The sequence below is a fragment of the Psychrobacter sp. CLB018 genome, from assembly GCF_041222815.1.
Classification (GTDB): domain Bacteria; phylum Pseudomonadota; class Gammaproteobacteria; order Pseudomonadales; family Moraxellaceae; genus Psychrobacter; species Psychrobacter faecalis.
In genome coordinates this window covers 2,735,460-2,756,641 of sequence record NZ_CP166085.1, presented here as the reverse complement: position 1 = coordinate 2,756,641, position 21,182 = coordinate 2,735,460, and the positions used below count along the sequence as shown (strand labels likewise).

Below are 21,182 nucleotides of genomic sequence, written 5' to 3'. Positions count from 1 at the left end.
ACTCTTTATGGAGTTTATACATAACGTGTCGTATCAAGTCAGTCGTAGTAAGTTGTTTACATTGTCCAAAACTTCGGTTTTAGAATATTAAATAATGAGCGGATTGATAAGATTAAAGGAGTCAACTTATGGCATTAACGCTAGAGCAAAAACAACAAGTTGTGGCTGAAGTGTCTGAAGTTGCTGCTAATGCTTACTCAGCAGTAGCTGCCGAATATCACGGTATTGGTGTTGCAAAGCTTACTCAGCTGCGCGAACAAGCTCGTGATAAAGGTGTCGTTTTGAAAGTGGTAAAAAATACCCTAGCAAAACGCGCTTTTGAAGGCACTAAGTTTGAGAGCATGTCAGACCGTATGACTGGTCCACTACTTTTGGCTTTCTCTATGGAAGATTTGGGATCTGCCGCTCGAGTCGTTTTCGACTTCAGCAAAGATAACAAAGCTTTAGAGACCAAATTGGTATCAGTCGGTGGTGAAGTTTATGGTCCAGAAGAGCTAGAGCGCGTATCGAAGCTACCAACTCGCGACGAAGCAATCTCTATCCTAATGGCTACTATGAACGCACCAGTGACCAAGCTTGTCCAGACTATGAACGCAGTTCCTGGCAAGTTCGTTCGCACGGTAGCGGCAATCAAAGACGCAAAAGAAGCTGCTTAATTGCTTGTTTTAACGTAACTTTGACATCGCCGATTGCACTTTATTGCCAACCCTATTTAAACATTTGGCAAGCAATCCAAGCGATATTAAAACCAACTAAATTTTATCAGATAACGGAGAGTTCTCATGGCACTATCTAAAGATGATGTGTTAAACGCAATCGCTGAAATGTCAGTAATGGATATCGTTGAGTTAATCAGCGACATGGAAGAAAAATTCGGCGTAACTGCTGCTGTTGCCGCTGCTGCACCTGCTGCTGCTGGTCCTGCTGCTGCCGCTGCTGAAGAAAAAGACGAGTTTGACGTTGTTCTTGCCAGCTTTGGCGAGAAGAAAGTTGGCGTCATTAAAGCAGTACGTGAAGCTACTGGCCTTGGCTTGAAAGAAGCGAAAGATTTGGTTGAAAGCGCTCCAGCTCCAATCAAAGAAGGCGTAAACAAAGCTGAAGCTGAAGAGTTGAAAAAGAAACTTGAAGAAGCTGGTGCAACTATTGAACTAAAATAAGTTCAACTGCTGTAAAAAAAAAGCTGGTAATGCCTTGCATTATCAGCTTTTTTTTATTATAATCCGTAGCTTGACCTTTTGTGTCTGCCAACATACGTATGCAACATCACGGTGGATACCCATCAAAAGGACAGACGATATACATGCAAGCACACTTAGTAGTTATTGAAATCAGTTAACGAGCTAAACGTCGATCGATGTTTGGCATTTTTTTGTGTCTGCATGCTTTTCATTAACACTATAATTTATACTGATTCTAAAAGTCACTGCTTTATAATAAGTCACTGTTTCAAAATTTATAGTTATCTCAGATTTTTAATCTAAACGCTGTTAATTAAATCATCTGGTAAGGTTTTACTGTCAGTATATGCACTGGTAGACGGTAGATATCAGCGACGATATTACTTATGATAGCAGATGATGAGTAGGTTTTTAAAAGAGAAGTAGCAATAGTACTTTAAGTGAATTTACAAAGAGAATCAATAGTATCTAAATGCCAGTCATTGGTCTTAGATACGGTGCAGTGGTTACTCGTAAGTACTACAAAGTTAAAAGGTGCAAGGCATTGAAATTTTTAGTGTTAGCACTCATATAGGCATGCTTAGATGCCGATTTACGCTTAAATAAACTGGATTAATTATGCACTATACGCGTGAATTAATCAGCAGTCATTAAATGAGCATGAATATCCGTTTTATATTATCGTTTACGTTGCCAGGTTTGCATGATATTCATATTAAATAGTATTGATGCAAGTCGGCCGCGCTTTCAATTTGTTTCCACGTTTACTGTAAGGACTCTCGATGGCATATTCTTATACTGAAAAAAAGCGTATTCGCAAAAGTTTTGCTGAATTGCCTACTGTGATGGACATTCCCTATTTGTTGTCTATCCAAGTAGATTCTTATGAGCAATTTTTGCAAGAGCATAAAAAGCCAAAAGCTCGTGAGAATACTGGTTTACAAGCTGCGTTTTCTTCTATTTTTCCAATTGAGAGTCACTCTGGTAACGCAGAGCTACAATTTGTTGAATATTATTTAGGTACGCCTGAGTTTGATGAGCGTGAGTGTATCTTACGTGGTTCGACCTTTGCAGCGCCAATGCGCGTTAAAATCCGTCTGATTATCAAAGATAAAGACAGCAAAGACAAAGACAGCAAAGCGGCGATCAAAGACATCCGTGAGCAAAGTGTCTATATGGGCGAGATGCCATTGATGACGGCTAACGGTACCTTTATTATCAATGGTACTGAGCGTGTGATCGTATCACAGCTACATCGTTCGCCAGGTGTGTTCTTTGATCACGATAAAGGTAAGTCGCATTCAAGTGGTAAAGTGCTTTACAACGCCCGTATCATTCCTTACCGTGGTTCTTGGTTAGACTTTGAATTTGATGCCAAAGATTTGGTTTTCGCGCGTATTGACCGTCGCCGTAAATTGCTTGCGTCTATTATCCTACGCGCTCTAGGCCTAACTACCTCTGAAATCTTAGATTTGTTCTTTGATAAAGTAAAAGTATATAAAGGCGAAGAGCAGTTTGAGATCGATTTGGTTGCTGATCGTCTGCGTGGTGAGATGGCACAGTTTGATATCGTATCACCAGAAGGTGAGGTGATCGTCGAGCAGGGCAAACGTATCAACGCCCGCCGTATCCGTCAGCTTGAAGAAGCGGGTATGACCAAAATTGCGATTCCTGATGAGTATTTATACGAACGCATTTTGGCCGAAGACATCGTTGTCAATGATGAAGTGATTGCGCGTGCCAATACGCTTATTGATCATGAATTATTGGTTAAGTTAAGCTCGTATGAAGCCAGTGATTCTATCAAAGAATTCAGCATTCTATTTACCAACGATATCGATCAAGGCAGTTATATTGCCGATACGCTACGCGCCGATAGCACCTCAAGCCGTGAAGAAGCCTTGATTGAAATTTATAAGGTCATGCGCCCCGGTGAGCCACCAACGGTTGAAACCGCTGAAAAACTGTTTGAAAGCATGTTCTTTAACGCTGACCGTTATGACCTATCAAACGTCGGACGTATGAAGTTTAACCGTCGTTTGGGTCTAGAGTTTGAAGACACTGACGATGCTGATGTACAGCGCGCGCGTAGTGTTTTGACCAATGATGATATCGTTAACGTTCTAAAAGAGTTGATTGAAATTCGTAACGGTCGCGGCGAAGTCGATGATATCGACCATTTAGGTAACCGTCGTATTCGTTCGGTTGGTGAGATGGCTGAAAACCAATTCCGTGTCGGCCTAGTGCGTGTTGAGCGTGCGGTTAAAGAGCGCTTATCATCAGCAGAATCTGACAACTTGTCACCACAAGATTTGATCAACTCAAAGCCTGTAGCGGCAGCAGTGAAAGAATTCTTTGGTTCAAGCCAGTTATCACAGTTTATGGATCAGAACAATCCATTGTCGGAAGTGACGCATAAACGCCGTGTATCAGCGTTAGGACCGGGCGGTTTGACCCGTGAGCGTGCCGGCTTTGAAGTACGTGACGTTCACGATACCCATTATGGCCGCGTCTGTCCGATTGAAACACCTGAAGGTCCAAACATTGGCTTGATTAACTCATTAGCGACTTTTGCTAAAACCAACAGCTTTGGTTTTTTAGAAACGCCATATCGCCGTGTGGTTGACGGTAAAGTAACGGATCAAATCGAATACTTGTCAGCGATTGAAGAAGTCGGTACGGTCATTGCTCAGGCGGATTCGCCAGTAACGGCAGAAGGCGCGCTATCTGATGAAATGGTCAGTGTGCGTAGCTATGGTGAGTTTGTACGTATGCCGCCAGAAAAAGTGACGCATATGGATGTGTCACCAAGCCAGGTGGTGTCGGTTGCCGCCGGTTTGATTCCGTTCCTAGAGCATGACGATGCTAACCGAGCGCTCATGGGCTCGAACATGCAACGTCAGGCTGTTCCTACGTTACGTGCTGATAAGCCATTAGTTGGTACCGGTATGGAGCGTCACGTTGCTCGTGACTCTGGTGTTTGTGTGATCGCGAAGCGTGGCGGTGTGATCGAAGACGTTGATGCGTCGCGTATCGTCGTGCGTGTCAATGAAGATGAAATGGTCGCCGGTGAAGCGGGTATTGATATTTATAACTTGATTAAATACACGCGCTCAAACCAAAACACTTGTATTAACCAACGCATCATTGTAAACCAAGGTGATGAAATTGCTTTTGGTGATATCTTAGCCGATGGTCCGTCAACCGACCTTGGGGAGTTAGCGTTAGGTCAGAACATTCGTATTGCCTTTATGCCTTGGAATGGTTACAACTTCGAAGATTCGATTTTGTTATCTGAAAAAGTGGTCAAAGAAGATCGTTTCACCACCATTCATATTCAAGAATTAACCTGTGTAGCGCGTGATACTAAGCTTGGTACCGAAGAGATTACTGCCGATATTCCAAACGTTGGTGAAGCGGCGTTATCAAGCCTTGATGAAGCAGGTATTGTTTATATCGGTGCTGAAGTTGACGCTGGTGATATCTTAGTTGGTAAAGTCACGCCAAAAGGTGAGACGCAACTGACCCCAGAAGAAAAACTGCTCAGAGCGATCTTTGGTGAAAAAGCCGCTGATGTGAAAGACACCTCATTGCGTGTTCCAACATCAAGCAAAGGTACGGTCATTGACGTCCAAGTCTTTACCCGTGACGGCGTTGAAAAAGATGCGCGTGCTAAAGCGATTGAAAAATCACAACTTGATAGCTACCGTAAAGATTTAAAAGAAGAGCTACGCATCTTTGAAGAAGCGGCTCGTGGCCGTATCGCAAGCTTGCTTGATGGTCAAAAAGTCAGTGGCGGTTCTGGTCTAAAAGCCGGTACAGTCATGGCATTGGCTGACATGAAAGAGATGAGCCTTGAAACCTTGCTTGATATCCAGCCGGTTGAAGAAGAAATCTCTGAGCGTCTTACCCAAATCGCTGATTACTTGGTCGATAAGCAAAAAGACATCGATGTGAAATTTGCAGAGAAAAAACGCAAATTGACCGCTGGTGATGACTTACAGCATGGCGTACAAAAAATCGTTAAAGTATATCTAGCGGTTAAACGCCGTATCCAGCCTGGTGATAAAATGGCCGGTCGTCATGGTAACAAGGGTGTGGTATCGCGCATTATGCCGGTTGAAGACATGCCTTATGACGAACATGGCAATACCGTTGACATCGTCTTGAACCCACTTGGTGTACCATCGCGTATGAACATCGGTCAGGTATTAGAGACGCATTTGGGTATGGCAGCGAAAGGCCTCGGCGAAAAGATTGACGGTATGCTCAAAGCCCAAGCTGCGATTAAAGATTTGCGTGATTTCTTAGATAAAATCTATAACAAAGTAGGCGGTGAGAGCGTTGATCTTGATAGCTTAAGTGATGATGACATCATGGCGCTGGCGGACAACTTACGCGACGGTGTACCAATGGGTACCGCAGTATTTGATGGTGCTCATGAGTATCAAGTCAAAGAATTGCTTGAGCTTGCGGGAATGGATCGCGATGGTCAGCAGACCTTGTATGATGGTCGTACGGGTCAGAAGTTTGACCGTAAAGTAACCGTTGGCTATATGTATATGCTCAAACTTAACCACTTGGTTGATGACAAGATGCATGCGCGTTCTACCGGTTCTTACTCGCTTGTGACGCAGCAGCCGCTTGGTGGTAAAGCCCAGTTTGGTGGTCAGCGCTTCGGTGAGATGGAAGTTTGGGCCCTAGAAGCCTATGGCGCGACTTATACCTTGCAAGAGATGCTAACGGTGAAGTCGGATGACGTTGAAGGCCGTACACGTATGTACAAAAACATCGTCGATGGTGAACAATACATGGATCCAGGTATGCCTGAATCGTTTAACGTATTGACCAAAGAAATCAAATCACTGGGTATTAATATTGAGTTAAAACAAAGCAACTAAAACCAACGCAGGCAAAATAGCTGTTTAACTTAGTTGTCCACTAAAGGCAGTCTGCTTTATTGCTGCTGCTTTTAGTGATTTGTCTCAACCCTATTCATTGCCTTCATTCATCTTAGCCGCGCTCATAGCACGCTGTCAGATGATTATAAAGATAACGGAGAAGCAACTTGAAAGATTTACTCGATATCATGCAAAGCCCTACCGGTAACGGTAACCATGAATTTGACAGTATTCAAATTACGTTGGCCTCACCTGATGTGATCAAATCATGGTCACATGGTGAAGTTAAAAAACCAGAAACGATTAACTATCGTACCTTTAAGCCTGAGCGTGATGGTCTATTCTGTGCCAAAATCTTTGGCCCAGTAAAAGACTTTGAATGTTTATGTGGTAAATACAAGCGCCGTAAGTTCCAAGGCGTTATCTGTGAAAAATGTGGCGTTGAAGTCACGACCGCTAAAGTCCGCCGCGATCGCATGGGTCATATCGACCTAGCCAGTCCTGTTGCGCATATTTGGTTCTTAAAATCTTTACCAAGCCGCATTGGTCTGTTGTTAGATATGACGCTTCGTGATATCGAACGCGTCCTATATTTTGAAAGCTATATCGTCACCGAGCCTGGTCTGACTTCTTTAGAGAAGTATCAGCTGCTTGATGATGAAGATTATTATAAAGCGCTTGAAGAATTTGGCGATGAGTTCACGGCCAAAATGGGTGCTGAAGCGGTTCAAGACCTATTAAAAGACATCGATTTAGATATCGAGATTGATGAGCTGCGTGAAGCCATTCCGCAAACCGGTTCTGAGACTAAACTTAAAAAGATGTCTAAGCGTCTTAAATTATTAGAAGCATTCCGTGATTCTAATAACAAGCCTGAGTGGATGGTAATGAATATCTTACCAGTACTACCACCAGATTTGCGCCCGCTAGTACCACTAGAAGGCGGCCGTTTTGCGACATCAGATCTAAACGATTTATATCGCCGCGTAATTAACCGTAACAACCGTTTAAAGCGTCTATTAGAGCTAAGCGCCCCTGATATCATCGTACGTAACGAAAAACGTATGTTGCAAGAATCAGTCGATGCCTTGCTTGATAACGGTCGCCGTGGTCGTGCGATTACCGGTAGTAATAAGCGCCCATTAAAATCTTTGGCAGATATGATCAAAGGTAAGCAAGGCCGTTTCCGTCAGAACTTACTTGGTAAGCGTGTCGATTACTCTGGTCGTTCGGTTATCGTTGTAGGTCCGACCCTGCGTCTACATCAGTGTGGTCTACCGAAGAAAATGGCACTAGAACTATTCAAGCCATTTACTTATAACAAGCTATTGTCTCATGGTCTAGCGACTACGATTAAAGCTGCCAAAAAGATGGTAGAGCGTGAAGAGCCACAAGTGTGGGATATGCTGGCCATGGTTATCCGTGAGCATCCAGTATTGCTTAACCGTGCACCAACACTTCACCGTTTGGGCTTGCAAGCATTTGAGCCAGTATTGATCGAAGGTAAAGCGATTCAGCTGCATCCTCTCGTTTGTACCGCGTTCAACGCCGACTTTGACGGTGACCAAATGGCGGTACACGTGCCATTGACCCTAGAAGCACAGCTTGAATCACGTGCGTTAATGATGTCGACCAACAATATCTTGTCGCCTGCGAACGGTGATCCAATCATCGTACCATCACAAGACGTTGTACTTGGTTTGTATTACATCAGCCGTTCATCAATCAATGCCAAAGGCGAGGGCATGATCTTTGCCACCGTTAATGAAGCATTGCGTGCGATTGGCTCAAACGATTTGCATGTTAACGCTAAGATTAAAGTGCGTGTAACGGAAACTCATGTCGACGACGAAGGTAATGAGACCAAAGAAGTCAAGATGCAAGATACCGTTGCTGGCCGTTTGTTGATCTGGAACATCATGCCTAAAGGTATGACGTTTGATGAGTGTAACCAAGAGATGACCAAGAAAAATATCTCTAAATTGATCAACTCTTGCTACCGTAAAGTTGGCGTGAAAGAAAGTGTTATGTTCGCTGACCAATTGATGTACCTTGGTTTTGCACAAGCAACCTTATCTGGCGTATCTATCGGTATCGATGATATGGTCATTCCACCGCTGAAAAAACAAATCATCGAAACCGCTGAAGCAGAAGTTCGCGAGATTGAAGATCAATTCGAGCAAGGTTTTGTGACCGCGGGTGAGCGTTATAACAAAGTGGTTGATATCTGGTCGCGTACCAATGATAAAGTCGCTAAAGCGATGATGGATAACTTGGCAACTGATAAAGTTATCAATGCCAAAGGTGAAGAAGACGAGCAGAAATCGTTCAACTCTATCTTTATCATGTCGGATTCTGGTGCTCGTGGTAGTGCCGCTCAGATTCGTCAGTTAGCAGGTATGCGTGGTTTGATGGCAAAACCGGATGGCTCAATTATTGAGACGCCGATTAAGGCCAACTTCCGCGAAGGTTTGACCGTACTGCAGTACTTTATTTCAACGCACGGTGCACGTAAAGGCTTGGCTGATACCGCTCTAAAAACCGCTAACTCAGGTTACTTGACGCGTCGTTTGGTTGACGTAGCGCAAGATTTGGTTATCACTAGCGAAGATTGTGGTACTGAGGAAGGCTTGCTCATGAAGCCGCACATTCAAGGTGGCGAAATCATCGAGAAACTCGGTGAACTAGTCCTTGGTCGTGTGACCGCGCGTGATGTTACTTACAACGATGATGCGTCAAAAGTCTTGATTCCAGCAGGTACCTTAATCGATGAGTATTGGGTAAATGTGCTTGATAACAACGCGATTGATGATATCTGGGTACGTTCGGTCATCACGTGTGATATTGAGCATGGCGTTTGTTCACAGTGTTACGGTCGTGACCTTGCTCGTGGACACAAAGTCAATATCGGCGAGTCAGTCGGTGTTATGGCAGCGCAGTCTATCGGTGAACCTGGTACTCAGTTAACCATGCGTACGTTCCACGTTGGTGGGGCTGCAAGTTCGGCGTCTGTAGACAATAGCATCTCAGCACGTAATGCGGGTCAAGTGCACTTTGAGAACATGAAAACGGTACAACATACCGATGGTCACTTGGTTATCGTATCGCGTTCAGCAGAATTGGCATTGACCGATGAGCTTGGCCGTGAGCGTGAGCGCTATAAAGTACCTTATGGTTCTAGCGTCCTTGTGAAAAACGAAGAGCAGGTCGAAGGCGGTCAAACTATCGCTAAATGGGATCCGCATACGCACCCAATTATCACAGAGTTCGCCGGTACCGCACGCTTTAGTGATATTGTTGATGGTTCGACAGCAACGGTTAAAGTTGATGATGCCACTGGTATGAGCTCGTTTGAAATCCTAGCGACTCGTGACCGTTCAAGTTCAGCCAAAGACTTACGTCCGGCGATTATCTTGAACACTGACGAAGGTAAAGAAGTGGTTTACTTCTTACCAGCTGAAACGATTATTCGTGTCAGCGATGGTGAGAAAGTAGCAGCCGGTTCGATTTTAGGCCGTGTACCACAAGCGTCTTCAGGAACCAAAGATATTACCGGTGGTCTACCACGTGTTGCTGACTTATTTGAAGCGCGTCGTCCGAAAGATCATGCCATCATGGCAGAAATGACGGGTGTCGTCAGCTTCGGTAAAGAGACCAAAGGTAAAAATCGCTTCATTATTACCAATGAAGATGGTGAAGTCCATGAAGAGCTAATCCCGAAATGGCGTCAGATCAACGTCTTCGAAAACGAGACGGTTGCTCGTGGTGAGATTATCGCTGATGGTCCACAAAACCCGCACGATATCTTACGTCTAAAAGGACAAACTGCGCTTGCTGATTATATCGTAAACGAAGTACAGGACGTTTATCGCTTGCAGGGCGTGAAAATCAACGACAAGCACATCGAAGTTATCATTCGTCAGATGCTGCGTAAAGTTGAAGTCACGGACGGTGGTGATTCAAGCTACTTTAAAGGTGATCAGGTTGAGTACGCTGACGTCAAAGCGTTGAATGCGAAACTGGAAGCGGAAGATAAGTTCCCAGTTAAGTATGAGCGTCAATTGCTTGGTATTACCAAAGCAAGTCTGGCAACAGAAAGCTTTATCTCAGCGGCATCGTTCCAGGAGACAACCCGTGTCCTAACGGCGGCAGCTGTGACAGGTAAAGTTGATGAGCTACGCGGTCTAAAAGAGAACGTGGTGGTTGGTCGCTTGATTCCTGCTGGTACTGGTCTTGCTTATCATAAAGCTCGCAAAGAAAAAGCGGAGCAAAAGCTGCAAGATAATGATTTGAATGCAGCGTTTGATATGTCTGCTAGTACCGATAGCACAGACTTTGCAAGCTTTGATGAAGCCTTTGCTCAAGAGCTTAACCAAGGTAATCATTAATCTAGATAACCTTTAATTATTTTTCTCAATAAAAAAGCCAGCCTCAGTTGCTGGCTTTTTTATGGCTTAAAGAAAACAGAGCCTATAAATTATTTTTGTATACCATCACTTTTTTATAATAACTTAAGCAAAACGTACATTGCCATACAGAGGCTTTTTAAATTATTATTAGTAGATTTTGAGCGCGTTATAAAATGATATGACATTTTCAATGACGGTAGCCAATTCAACTATTCACTTCATTGAAGTAATTTATAAACACATAAGGATAAGCGCATGGCAGGTAAGACTCGCGTTGCTAAATACCAAGCTGATCGTACCAATCAAAAATTATATTTTTGTCGTTTGGCCTGTCAAGCAGCTGCTACTACGAGCGATAAACAACTATACCAAGCGCACTGTGAAACCGCTATTTTTCATTTATACGGCGCATATCTTGCTTTTATACAAGAGCTTGGAAATTTTTATGGTTTAACGATGACCGCGCCAACCTTAACAGATATTGAAGAAGCGCTAGGCGCCCGCACGCAAGTATCGCCTGAAGTACAGCGCTTAGAGCAACTTTTACAGCAAGGTTTTTTGGCTGATATAGAGCGTGCCTATCAGCGTTGTTTATATCCAGTGTTACCTGAGAATGTAATAGATGATAAGGTAATAGATGACAGGGTAGGTCGCGGCACAGCAGCACCCGATCTGATTGTTAATGTCGTTACCTTATCAAATCAGTGGTTGCCAGATGAGGCGACCATACGCGAATGGCGTCAGCAATTATTAGAGCTGATCGAACAACTGCGCGCCGGTATGGTTGAGTTTTAAATAAACTCTAGGCTTTTATACACTGTTTAAGTAATAGGGGTGTAATGGACATTTTTCATGCTGGCATAGGGTCTAACGCTATATACTGTCTATATTTGCAAGGAATCAACGCCATGAATCAAAAAACTGCCCTTTTTGTCGTGATAAACACACTAAGAAGACTGTAGTCTCAAGACCATTCAAAGACGCTTAGATAAAGTCAGTACCCAGTATCAAGTTAAACGACCGAATACTGCTAACATCATCATGGACACCACTTACTTTGGTCGCAAGTTTGGTTTAATGGTCTTTATGGACAATACCCCTAGAACCGTACTTTATTACGCGATAGTGAGTCATGAAACCAACAGTGCCTACAAACAAGGAATTGATCATCTAGCGTCTTTAGGCGTTGATATACAAAGCATCACCTGTGATGGTAGACGAGGACTGCGTACTCTATTCACCCGCACCCCTTGCCAGATGTGCCAGTTTCATCAAGTACAAATAGTGACCCGCTACCTCACTCGTCGCCCTAAGAACATAGCAAGTATTGAGCTTAGACGGCTCACTTTAAACTTAACACAGCTTAATAAAGCTGACTTCATAGAGCGCTTAGATCACTGGTATGTGAATCATGAAGCCTATCTCAATGAACGTAGTACCAATGACGATAACAGTAGAACGTGGTACACGCATAAGCGCCTTAGAAGTGCTTATCGTAGTCTCAGAACCAATAGTGATTGGTTATTCACTTATCAAGAATATGGGCATTTAGACATACCAAATACCACCAATTCTCTTGAAGGATTATTCAGCGAGCTCAAGCGACAATTACACAGTCATCACGGTCTAAGTGAGCACCGTAAGTTACGGTTTATTAAAGACTTTCTACTATCAAAATCTCTCAAATAGCATGAATTATGTCCATTAGCGAGTACCTTCTACTTTTTAGCATGAATTTTGTCCATTACACCGTAATAGGCTTTATTTTATAAATAAGTGTTAATAAAAAAGGTCTGGCACAGTGAAATTGTGCCAGACCTTTTCTTTACATCTAAACTAAAACTGCCCCTTATTTATTCGGGCATCGGCGGCATGCGCTCAACCGGTGTGGCTGATAAAGGTTTGTTTTGAGGATTACCGTTATCAGTACGACTTGGTTTTGGTTTTTCAGGAGCGGGTCGATTTTGAATCTGCTCTTCAACTGGCTCAGGGGCAGGTGGCTTACGTTGTTGGGTGGTGGTTTTGACTGGCTTTGCTGATTTGCCATCGTCGGTATCTTCATCTTCAATCTCAGCTGCGCCTTCGTCCATCATTTCTATGATAGTTTGCTTCTGCTTTTTAGATTTGGCACGGTTATTGATAGCCACCCATTGATGAGGGGTGTTCTTTAACTGGGCTTTCATAAAGTCCATCCAAACAGGCAGCGCTGCCACGCCGCCATATTCACGGCGTCCAAGCGTCGATGGCTGATCAAAGCCCATCCAGACGACGGTAGCACTGGTAGGATGAAACCCTGCAAACCATGCATCTTTTGCTTCATTCGTCGTTCCGGTTTTGCCACCAATGTCATCGCGTCCCAACGCTTTCGCCCGCACCGCCGTACCGCGCTGGATAACGTCGCGTAGAATATCGGCCATCTCAAAAGCCACTCGCGGTTTTAAAATACGCGGCGCTTGTTCAGCACGTACATACTGCAAAACTGGCGCTTTTAGGCGATCCGAATCTGGACTTGCATCATAAACTTCTACATCAAATGCTTTGCTATCTTTTAATGGACTGTCTTCTGTAGCATCAGAATCTATACTATTTTCAGCTTTAATATCGCTCTCTGATTTTTTCGACGCCTTATTTTCTTCTTCTACTTTTGCTTCATAATCTTCGATAAGTTTTTTGTTGAGGTCGTCGAGCTGTTCATTAAAACATAACGCGCATGCTTGTTGCGGGTTGGCTTGAAACAGCAGCTTATTATTATAATTATAAATTTGGTCGATAAAATAAGGCTGAATACGATGACCACCATTGGCAAAGGTGGCATAAGCCGTCGCCATTTGTAATGGGGTAGCTTGACCTGTGCCCAATGCTAACGACAAAGTGGTAGGCAGCTTTTCTTTATCGAGTCCAAACTCATCTAATAAATTACGTGCATCGGAGATACCAATGGCTTGTAGCAAGCGAATAGACACTAAGTTACGTGATAAATAAAGTCCACGGCGCAAGGTAATATCGCCTAAAAAACGTTGGTCAGAGTTTTTAGGTTTCCAGTCGCCTACTTGAATCGGACGGTCTGAAACAATGCTGTCTGGGCGGTAGCCTTTTTCTAGGGCCGCGGTATAAACCAGTGGTTTAATCGTTGAGCCAGGCTGGCGCCAGCCTTGTAGGGCGCGGTTAAATTTACTGTGATTAAAATCAAAACCGCCAACCAAGGCTCGTACTGCGCCTGTCTCAGGGTTTAAGGAAACCAAACTGCCTTGTACGTCTGGTATTTGACTCAATTGCCAACTGCCATTGGCGGCTGGTATCAAGCGCACGATGTCATTTTTACTAACAATCTGGCTGGCATTACTCGGAAAATAGCCAATACGGTCGGCAGAGATATATTTACGTGCCCAGCTCATGCCAGACCAATTGACGGTGACGCTTTCACCGGACTGCAGGATTGCTTCAAAACTGCGTGAGTTAACCTTAGTGACTTTCGCCGGCGACATATTGCTATAACGTCGGAATTTTTCCAGCGGTTCACCGTTTGCTTCTGGACCGCGCCAGCCATGACGATGCTCGTAGGCCACAAGCCCCGTCAATATTGCCTTTTCTGCCGCTTTTTGCGCTTCACTATCAACAGTCAAACGCACGCGCCAACCGCCATTCATGACTTGTTCGCCATAGCGCTCGACCAAGGCAGAACGTGTCATCTCTGCCAAATACGGCATGTTCATATCAAGCTTTTCTTGATAAAGGTTGATACCGATAGGGGCGTTGATGGCTTCGTCGTGCTGCTGCTTGGTGATATAACCAAGCTCATGCATACGGCCAATAATCCAGTTGCGGCGGGTGAGGGCGCGACTAGGATTGGCGACAGGATTGTATTTAGAAGGGGCTTTCGGCAAACCTGCAAGCATAGCCATCTCGGCCACCGTCAGGTTCTCAAGTGATTTACTATAGTATTTTTTGGCAGCAGCACGGATACCATAAGCGCCTTCGCCTAGATAGATTTTATTGACATATAAGGTAAGAATGTCGTTCTTACTCAGCTCATCTTCTATTTTACGGGCTAAAAACAGCTCTGTTAATTTACGATTTAATGTACGTTCAGGGCTTAAAAAATAGTTTTTAGCGACCTGCATAGTAATGGTAGAGCCGCCGGTTTGACTTTCATCGTCGGTTACCACTTCGGTCACGGCGCGACCAAGTCCTTTAATACTGATACCGCTATGCTGAAAAAATGTTGCGTCTTCTGCCGCCAAAAAGGCATGGGTTAGGCCTTCAGGGATTTCGTCAAACGTAACCGGCAGCGATAGACGATTGCCATACTGGCCAATTAGCTTATCGTCACTACTATAAATCTGTAAAGGCATCTCAAGATTGGCGGTTTTAATCTCTTGGGTACTGGGCAAGGTTGGCGCTAAATACATCGCCATACCATAAAAACCAATCGGTACAGCAAGCGCTAAAATGAGCGCTAACGCTAAGCAGGCAATGAAAAGCCCCACCAAAAAGTGAATGAGACGAGCGGTAGCATTTTTTTTGGTCATAATCAGGCTTATCAATTAAAATTTGCAACAGGTAGGAGATTATACCTTGAACAAAATAGGCAGGTAATAATAAATGTGTAAGTGTGGCTTAATAAGTAGTCTAAATGCTTGATAAACAATCTAAATGCTTGAATCTATCTATTAAGTAAAGTATTGTACTAAATTATTACAAATAACTATCAGAATGTACACTTAATATAAGGTATAGAGTTTGTGAGGCTATTTACTTCTAAAAGTCGGCATTTGATTGGTGTGGATATTTGCGCCACGTCAGTAAAGCTGGTCGACATTCAGCGCCAACAAGGTATCTTTCATTTAAAGTCTTACGGTATCGAAGCGCTACCAGAAGGCGTAGTCGTCGACAAACTCATCGTAGACACTGAGGCCGTAGGTAATACTATAGCAAGCCTAGCACGGCGTTGCCAAGCTGCGGGCAGTAATGCGGCAACTGCTGTATCAGGTTCTGCTGTGATTACCAAAATTATTGATATGGATATGGTGCTTAACGATGTCGAGCGTGAAGCGCAGATTCGTTTGGATGCCGATCAATATATTCCTTATCCATTAGAAGATGTAAATTTAGATTTTGAAGTACTAGGGCGTGTCTTCAATTCAATCGATGGACATCTAAATGGGCTAAAAATGGCTAAATTTTGCCAAACTTCATCAAATAGCTAGGTAATATCCCGATATTAACGGCGCTATTTTCCTTGTTTGACTGCAATTTATCTCATTTTTATCACCATTTTTAAAATGAAGACACGCCCTAGTCGTCCGGTGGTTAATCAAGTAGTTACCAATGACCCAGTCCAAGATGTATTAAATGGCAACGCAGCTATCACCACTACTGCGGTAGTGACGCCAATTGTTGAAAGCAGTAGCGTTGCCGTTGCGCCAATTAAAACCAAAGTAGTGAAAACTCAAGCAGTTGCAACACAGGCACCTGCTGATACGATGGTAGTGCGCGTCAATCCTTTATTAAGCCCACAGCTTGCGGCCTCACAAGTGAGTAAGCAATATAGTTATGATGGTTTAACGGCGGTTAATTTCACCAAAGGCAATGACGGTGGCGGTAACGTGAGTATTGCGCTTGCCAATGAAGCTATTCCAGTAGACGTGCAGCGCCAAGGTAATAAGTTGGTGGTGCGTTTAACGGGTAGCACGGTACCGAGAAACTTGCTGCGCCGCTTGAATGTGAATAGCGGTCTGGTTGATAGTATTGATACCAAAAACCAAGGGCAAAATGGTGTGATCACTATTAATGTCAAAGAAGATTTTGAATATCAGGCTTACCAGTCAGGCAATCAATTAAACATCAATATCAGAAAGCCTGAGCTACTACGCGAGCCGACATTAGAAGAAAAAGTCTATACCGGCGAAGCATTATCGATGGAGTTTCAAGACGTCGAAATCCGTAGTGTTTTAGATATATTGGCCCAGTTTACAGAAATGAATATTGTGGCGAGTGACTCGGTGGCGGGCAACATCACTTTGCGCTTTGCGCTTTGCGCTTGATTAATGTCCCGTGGGATCAAGCGTTAGATATCATTCTAAAAAGTAAGAATCTTGGCAAACGTGAAAACGGTAATGTGATTTTGGTCGCACCTTCGACTGAGCTTGCAGAACAAGAAGCGCGTGAGCTTGAAGCGCAGCAAGCGGTTGAGTCTTATGCACCGCTACGCACGGAATACATTCGCTTAAGCTATGCTAAGGCAGCAGATGTATTGACGCTGATTTCTCAAGGCAGTGGTTCAACAGGTAGCAGCGGCAGTAGTAGTAACACCGGCAACGCAAACTCTGTCGATAACAATACCTTGTTGTCTAACCGTGGTACGGTAACGGTTGATGAGCGTACCAATACCTTGATTATCAAAGACGTTGCTGAAAGCATCGAAAATATTCATAAGCTGATTGGTAAAATTGATATTCCAGTCCGTCAAGTAATGATTGAAGCGCGTATCGTTAGCGCAACCGATAGCTTTAGTAAAGAGATTGGCGTGCGTTGGGGGATTTTATCAAACGGCGCTGCCAATAACCGTAACTTGTTAGTCGGTGGTAGCAATCAGACGCTATGGGATTTAAAAGACTTTGATGTAGAGACGACGACCGTCAATGGTCAAACAGTTTCTTATCCTAAGTATGACATCAGCCGTCCTGATAACTTAAACGTTGATTTAGGGGTTGCCAACCCAGCGGGTAGGATTGCTTTTGGACTTCTTAGCATGTCAGATGTGATGCTCGATCTTGAATTATCGGCCCTACAAGCAGATAACCGCGGTGAAGTGATTTCGACGCCAAAGATTTTGACCGCTGATAAACAAACGGCGGTGGTGTGTCAAAAAGTATGCTGATTAAAACTTGAACAATTTTTGAAGCCTTGAAAGCCCTATAGAATCAGAGAACTTAGCATAGATTTCTTATTGACTTCTATCGCCAGCATACTTTTTAGAACACCACCCAAACGGCAAAAGTATCTTCTGGTACGCAAATTCCTTATCAAGAAGCCTCGGCCAGTGGCGCGACTACCACCAGCTTTAAAGAAGCGGCATTGAGCTTGGAAGCCACGCCAAACATTACCCCAGACGGTAAAATTGGTTTGCAGCTGCTTATCACCAATGGCACACCGACTATTATTAACAATCAGGTCGCGATTGCTGAAGATTCTATTTCAACCAATGTTATTGTGGAAGATGGGCAAACCGTTGTACTGGGCGGCGTCTTTAAAAACCGTACTAACAATGAGGTATCTAAAGTACCTTTCTTAGGCGACTTACCTTATGTTGGTCGTGCGTTCCGCAAGGATGTACGTAACAATGCAAAAGAAGAGCTATTGATCTTTGTCACGCCAAAATTGATTAATGATGGTACTAGTCGCCTAAATTAATCTAGCGTTTCATTGTTTTATAATAGAAAAAAGCAAGCAGCAACGCTTGCTTTTTTTATGGCTGATTTTCGTAATTGCATAGATTTTACTGACAATAATCAATACACGTTACTAGCCAGAATATCCATGACGTTGTATCATACCTAATTTAGCTGAGTGCGTATTATGGTTGAGGAATTACCGTCGGTATTTCTAGTGGGGCCGATGGGAGCGGGCAAGACCACCATTGGCAGATTGCTTGCTAAGCAGTTAGGGCGCTCGTTTGTAGACAGTGATTGGTATATCGAGTCGCAAACTGGGGCTGATATTGCTTGGATATTCGCCAAAGAAGGCGAAGCGGGCTTTCGCGAACGGGAGACGCGCGCCATTGATGAGCTGACGCAGCAAACACAAATTGTCTTAGCAACCGGCGGCGGTGCGGTAATGGCCGCTGAAAACCGAGCATTTCTTCATGAACGCGGTATCGTTGTCTATCTTAATGCGCCAGTGGACGTACAAATGGCGCGTACGGCCAAAGATAAGTCGCGACCACTATTACAACAACCGAATCCTAGAAAAATATTGCAAGATTTATACAGCGCCCGCGACCCCTTATATCGGCAAGTGGCGCATATTATCATGGCGACCGGCCATACCTATCCGCGTTATATGGTCAATCAGCTATTACAGCAACTCGAAGCCTTTTGCCAAACTTCAGCTATGAGTTCAACACGCGCAGAAGATGAATAATAAAAAATAAAATTTCGTTGGCAAACTATAAAAACATTTATTAAAAACCCGCTAAATTTAACTCAATCCTCATACTTAAGGAGATTTTCATGGCAACGCCACTGTTTCATGCCATCCTAACAGTACAGACGCAAAGTCATGATTATCCTATTGTTATTACTGAAGATAGTAATGCCATTAGTCCTAAAAAAATCAGCATGGCCAGTCAAATCGCGACTTATATTACCGGTCGTCAAGTCCTTATCGTGACTAATGAGACGGTTGCGCCTTTATATTTAAAGGCTCTACAGGATGAGCTTGAAGCGCAGTTTACGGTCAAGGTTTGTGTGCTGCCAGATGGTGAGCAGTATAAAAACCAGACCAGTATCAATCAGATTTATGATGCGCTAATGGCAGAGCACTTTAACCGCGATGTGACTTTAATCGCGCTTGGTGGCGGCGTCGTTGGCGACATGACAGGATTTGCCGCGGCAAGTTTTATGCGCGGGGTCAATTTTATTCAAATCCCAACCACCTTGTTATCACAGGTGGATTCGAGCGTCGGCGGCAAGACCGGCATCAATCATCCGCAAGGTAAAAACATGATTGGCGCATTTTGGCAGCCGCAAATGGTGCTTGCTGATATGCGTACGCTAAAAACCTTGCCCGCGCGTGAGTTGTCGGCAGGCTTGGCAGAAGTCATCAAGTACGCGCTGATTATGGATGTGGATTTTTTGACGTGGCTTGAGCACAATCTGCCAGCGATGATGGCGTTAGATTTAGCCGTACTTGGCGAGGCGGTAAAGCGCTGCTGTCAGTATAAAGCTGATATCGTCGCACAAGACGAAAGAGAGTCCGGCGTACGCGCTTTGTTAAACTTCGGTCATACTTTTGGCCATGTGATTGAAACCCATCAAGGCTACGGCAATTGGCTACATGGCGAGGCGGTCGCCGCTGGCATGGTACAAGCGGCTGAGCTGTCGCAAAAAATCGGCTGGTTAACAACTGCGGACGTTGAGCGTATTAAACGCGTACTTACCTTGGCAAATTTGCCGATTACGTCGCCCGCTATTGACGTACAAACGGCATTAGGTTTGATGGGTCATGATAAAAAAGTCAAACACGGACAAATCCGCCTTATTTTGTTAAAATCATTGGGTGAGGCGGTATTGACCAATGATTTTGATGCCAAGCTTTTGACCGAAGTTTTGTCGCAGCATCAATAGTACAAGCTCGTGAAGTATTCAGTAGGTAAGTTGCACGTTTAATTTATCAGTTAATATATAATCGTTAAACGCTTAGAATAATCATTTCAGCCATTTTTAGCTACGATATATTTCGACAATCTTGAGCATTATTTTTTTAAGACCATTATTATATCAAACTCTTTTATAAGTATCTTTTTATAAGTACCCTTTTTCCAAGGACCTCTCCATGGCAGCATCACGCTCGACGACTCGCACAGCTGGGCAGAAATATCGCCGTCAAGCACTGATTTGGTTGATAGCAACCCTGCTATTGGGCGTGTTTACCGCCTTAGTTTGGATGTTTAGTCAAACGCCAGCGATGGGTGCTAAGATTGAGAATGAGCCCATATCAGCGCCACAAGCCTCAACCGCTGAGCTTGAGCAGCCGCTAAAGATTGAATCTTTGCATGAGCTCGATACTGACGTGCAGCCGATTAGTTTTGATACCACGGTTAAAGACTTACGCAGCTATCCTGATGAGTTCAAAGACAAGCGTTATCTGCTCGCTAACAAAGGCAAATGGACCGTGCAGGTGATGAATGTCGCTGAAAATGATGTGATTGTCAGCTATTTAGAAAGCCGAGAAGATCGCGATAAGTTCGCTTATTTCCGCTACCTCGATGAAAATGAGCAGGTACGTTATATGCTGACTTATGGGCTGATGAGCAGTCCACAAGAGGCGGTCGGTGCCGCGAAATTGATAGATTTTAAACTACCTGCAAATGTACGCGTCTTACCTGAAGAGATCAATCGTTACGTCAGTATCATCGATAATTATGAACGTCCAGATCCGGTTAAGGATTTGAGCACCAAGCGCACGCGCAATGTAAACTTGCGCCCAACCAAACGCGAAGTACCAGTACGTCAACAGACACAAACGTCTGATGACAGTAATGGCCAAATGGCAAATAATAATGCCAATCGCGGCGCACAAGATGGCGCTAATGAAAGCATACGTCAGTCAGCTGATACTTCTGACACTTTGACTGTCAATGAAGAGCGGACGGTCGAGATCGAAGGGCAACCAACGACCACGCAATCCTCTACAGATACTAACCGTAAGCCTGAAGCAACCACTGGTAATGCAACAAATAATGGTTCAGGTAATAATAACGCACCGAAAAAACCGCCGGTGGTTGAAGCGCCTAAACCACCGAGCGCCAATGCAAATAGTAACGCCGCCAATAAAAATACCAACGCTGCTGGCAAAAACCCCAATGCCAACGCAGCTGGTAAAAACCCCAATGCTAATGCTAACGCCTCAAAAGGCAATAATGACAGCATCAAAGAGCTTATTGAGGAAAAAAGTAACTAATCTTATTGAAC

General features: G+C 44.0%; 14 protein-coding genes. 13 read left to right on the top strand and 1 reads right to left on the bottom strand.

Going from position 1 to position 21,182, the window contains the following annotated elements; all coding sequences use genetic code 11:
• The first annotated feature begins 128 nt into the window (after positions 1–128).
• The 6 genes from rplJ to AB8P72_RS11675 all read left to right on the top strand — a co-directional run bounded on the left by rplJ (position 129) and on the right by AB8P72_RS11675 (position 12,177).
• Positions 129–656, top strand: a complete 528-nt coding sequence (gene rplJ / locus AB8P72_RS11700) for a 50S ribosomal protein L10 (RefSeq protein ID WP_025652244.1) — start codon at positions 129–131, stop codon at positions 654–656.
• Between the two features lie 126 nt (positions 657–782).
• Positions 783–1,157: a 50S ribosomal protein L7/L12 gene (gene rplL / locus AB8P72_RS11695; RefSeq protein ID WP_068405083.1), complete on the top strand. Its 375-nt coding sequence runs from the start codon at positions 783–785 to the stop codon at positions 1,155–1,157.
• 803 nt (positions 1,158–1,960) lie between these two features.
• The gene (rpoB, locus tag AB8P72_RS11690; protein WP_068405086.1) at positions 1,961–6,079 is read left to right on the top strand and encodes a DNA-directed RNA polymerase subunit beta; all 4,119 of its coding nucleotides are present in this window, start codon (positions 1,961–1,963) and stop codon (positions 6,077–6,079) included.
• A 167-nt stretch (positions 6,080–6,246) separates the two neighbouring features.
• The gene (rpoC, locus tag AB8P72_RS11685) at positions 6,247–10,467 is read left to right on the top strand and encodes a DNA-directed RNA polymerase subunit beta' (protein ID WP_102077692.1); all 4,221 of its coding nucleotides are present in this window, start codon (positions 6,247–6,249) and stop codon (positions 10,465–10,467) included.
• Positions 10,468–10,743: 276 nt separating this feature from the next.
• On the top strand, positions 10,744–11,283 hold the full coding sequence (locus AB8P72_RS11680; protein ID WP_238060092.1) for a DUF6586 family protein: 540 nt from the start codon (positions 10,744–10,746) through the stop codon (positions 11,281–11,283).
• A 246-nt stretch (positions 11,284–11,529) separates the two neighbouring features.
• Entirely contained in the window at positions 11,530–12,177 is a 648-nt protein-coding gene (locus AB8P72_RS11675) for a hypothetical protein (protein WP_238060093.1), read from the top strand.
• 164 nt (positions 12,178–12,341) lie between these two features.
• Here AB8P72_RS11675 and AB8P72_RS11670 read toward each other — a convergent pair whose 3' ends face one another.
• The gene (locus tag AB8P72_RS11670; RefSeq protein ID WP_369957791.1) at positions 12,342–15,017 is read right to left on the bottom strand and encodes a penicillin-binding protein 1A; all 2,676 of its coding nucleotides are present in this window, start codon (positions 15,015–15,017) and stop codon (positions 12,342–12,344) included.
• A gap of 213 nt (positions 15,018–15,230) precedes the next feature.
• Between AB8P72_RS11670 and pilM the strand changes: the two genes are divergently transcribed.
• The 7 genes from pilM to AB8P72_RS11635 all read left to right on the top strand — a co-directional run bounded on the left by pilM (position 15,231) and on the right by AB8P72_RS11635 (position 21,171).
• Positions 15,231–15,695, top strand: a complete 465-nt coding sequence (pilM, locus tag AB8P72_RS11665) for a type IV pilus biogenesis protein PilM (protein ID WP_369957790.1) — start codon at positions 15,231–15,233, stop codon at positions 15,693–15,695.
• Between the two features lie 75 nt (positions 15,696–15,770).
• The gene (locus AB8P72_RS11660; protein WP_369957789.1) at positions 15,771–16,532 is read left to right on the top strand and encodes an AMIN domain-containing protein; all 762 of its coding nucleotides are present in this window, start codon (positions 15,771–15,773) and stop codon (positions 16,530–16,532) included.
• Positions 16,529–17,368 (top strand): secretin N-terminal domain-containing protein, encoded by an 840-nt coding sequence (locus AB8P72_RS11655; protein WP_369957788.1) that lies wholly within the window; start codon positions 16,529–16,531, stop codon positions 17,366–17,368. Before AB8P72_RS11660 ends, AB8P72_RS11655 begins: the two co-directional genes overlap by 4 nt.
• A gap of 137 nt (positions 17,369–17,505) precedes the next feature.
• The gene (locus tag AB8P72_RS11650; protein WP_369958294.1) at positions 17,506–17,901 is read left to right on the top strand and encodes a hypothetical protein; all 396 of its coding nucleotides are present in this window, start codon (positions 17,506–17,508) and stop codon (positions 17,899–17,901) included.
• Between the two features lie 165 nt (positions 17,902–18,066).
• Positions 18,067–18,630 carry a shikimate kinase AroK gene (gene aroK / locus AB8P72_RS11645; protein ID WP_369957787.1) on the top strand — a complete coding sequence of 188 codons (564 nt, stop codon included), beginning with the start codon at positions 18,067–18,069 and terminating at the stop codon, positions 18,628–18,630.
• Positions 18,631–18,719: 89 nt separating this feature from the next.
• Positions 18,720–19,835 (top strand): 3-dehydroquinate synthase, encoded by a 1,116-nt coding sequence (gene aroB, locus AB8P72_RS11640; RefSeq protein ID WP_369957786.1) that lies wholly within the window; start codon positions 18,720–18,722, stop codon positions 19,833–19,835.
• Positions 19,836–20,043: 208 nt separating this feature from the next.
• A complete protein-coding gene (locus AB8P72_RS11635) occupies positions 20,044–21,171 on the top strand; it encodes a hypothetical protein (protein WP_201541128.1) in 1,128 nt (375 codons plus the stop codon).
• Positions 21,172–21,182: the final 11 nt, after the last annotated feature.

Bases quoted from the DNA above. Each gene is read 5' to 3' on its own strand.
- rplJ (WP_025652244.1), top strand. From the start codon at position 129: ATGGCATTAACGCTAGAGCAAAAACAACAAGTTGTGGCTGAAGTGTCT.
- aroK (WP_369957787.1), top strand. From the start codon at position 18,067: ATGGTTGAGGAATTACCGTCGGTATTTCTAGTGGGGCCGATGGGAGCG.
- AB8P72_RS11675 (WP_238060093.1), top strand. From the start codon at position 11,530: ATGGACACCACTTACTTTGGTCGCAAGTTTGGTTTAATGGTCTTTATG.
- AB8P72_RS11670 (WP_369957791.1), bottom strand. From the start codon at position 15,017: ATGACCAAAAAAAATGCTACCGCTCGTCTCATTCACTTTTTGGTGGGG.
- rpoB (WP_068405086.1), top strand. From the start codon at position 1,961: ATGGCATATTCTTATACTGAAAAAAAGCGTATTCGCAAAAGTTTTGCT.
- rplL (WP_068405083.1), top strand. From the start codon at position 783: ATGGCACTATCTAAAGATGATGTGTTAAACGCAATCGCTGAAATGTCA.
- aroB (WP_369957786.1), top strand. From the start codon at position 18,720: ATGGCAACGCCACTGTTTCATGCCATCCTAACAGTACAGACGCAAAGT.
- AB8P72_RS11680 (WP_238060092.1), top strand. From the start codon at position 10,744: ATGGCAGGTAAGACTCGCGTTGCTAAATACCAAGCTGATCGTACCAAT.
- AB8P72_RS11660 (WP_369957789.1), top strand. From the start codon at position 15,771: ATGAAGACACGCCCTAGTCGTCCGGTGGTTAATCAAGTAGTTACCAAT.
- AB8P72_RS11635 (WP_201541128.1), top strand. From the start codon at position 20,044: ATGGCAGCATCACGCTCGACGACTCGCACAGCTGGGCAGAAATATCGC.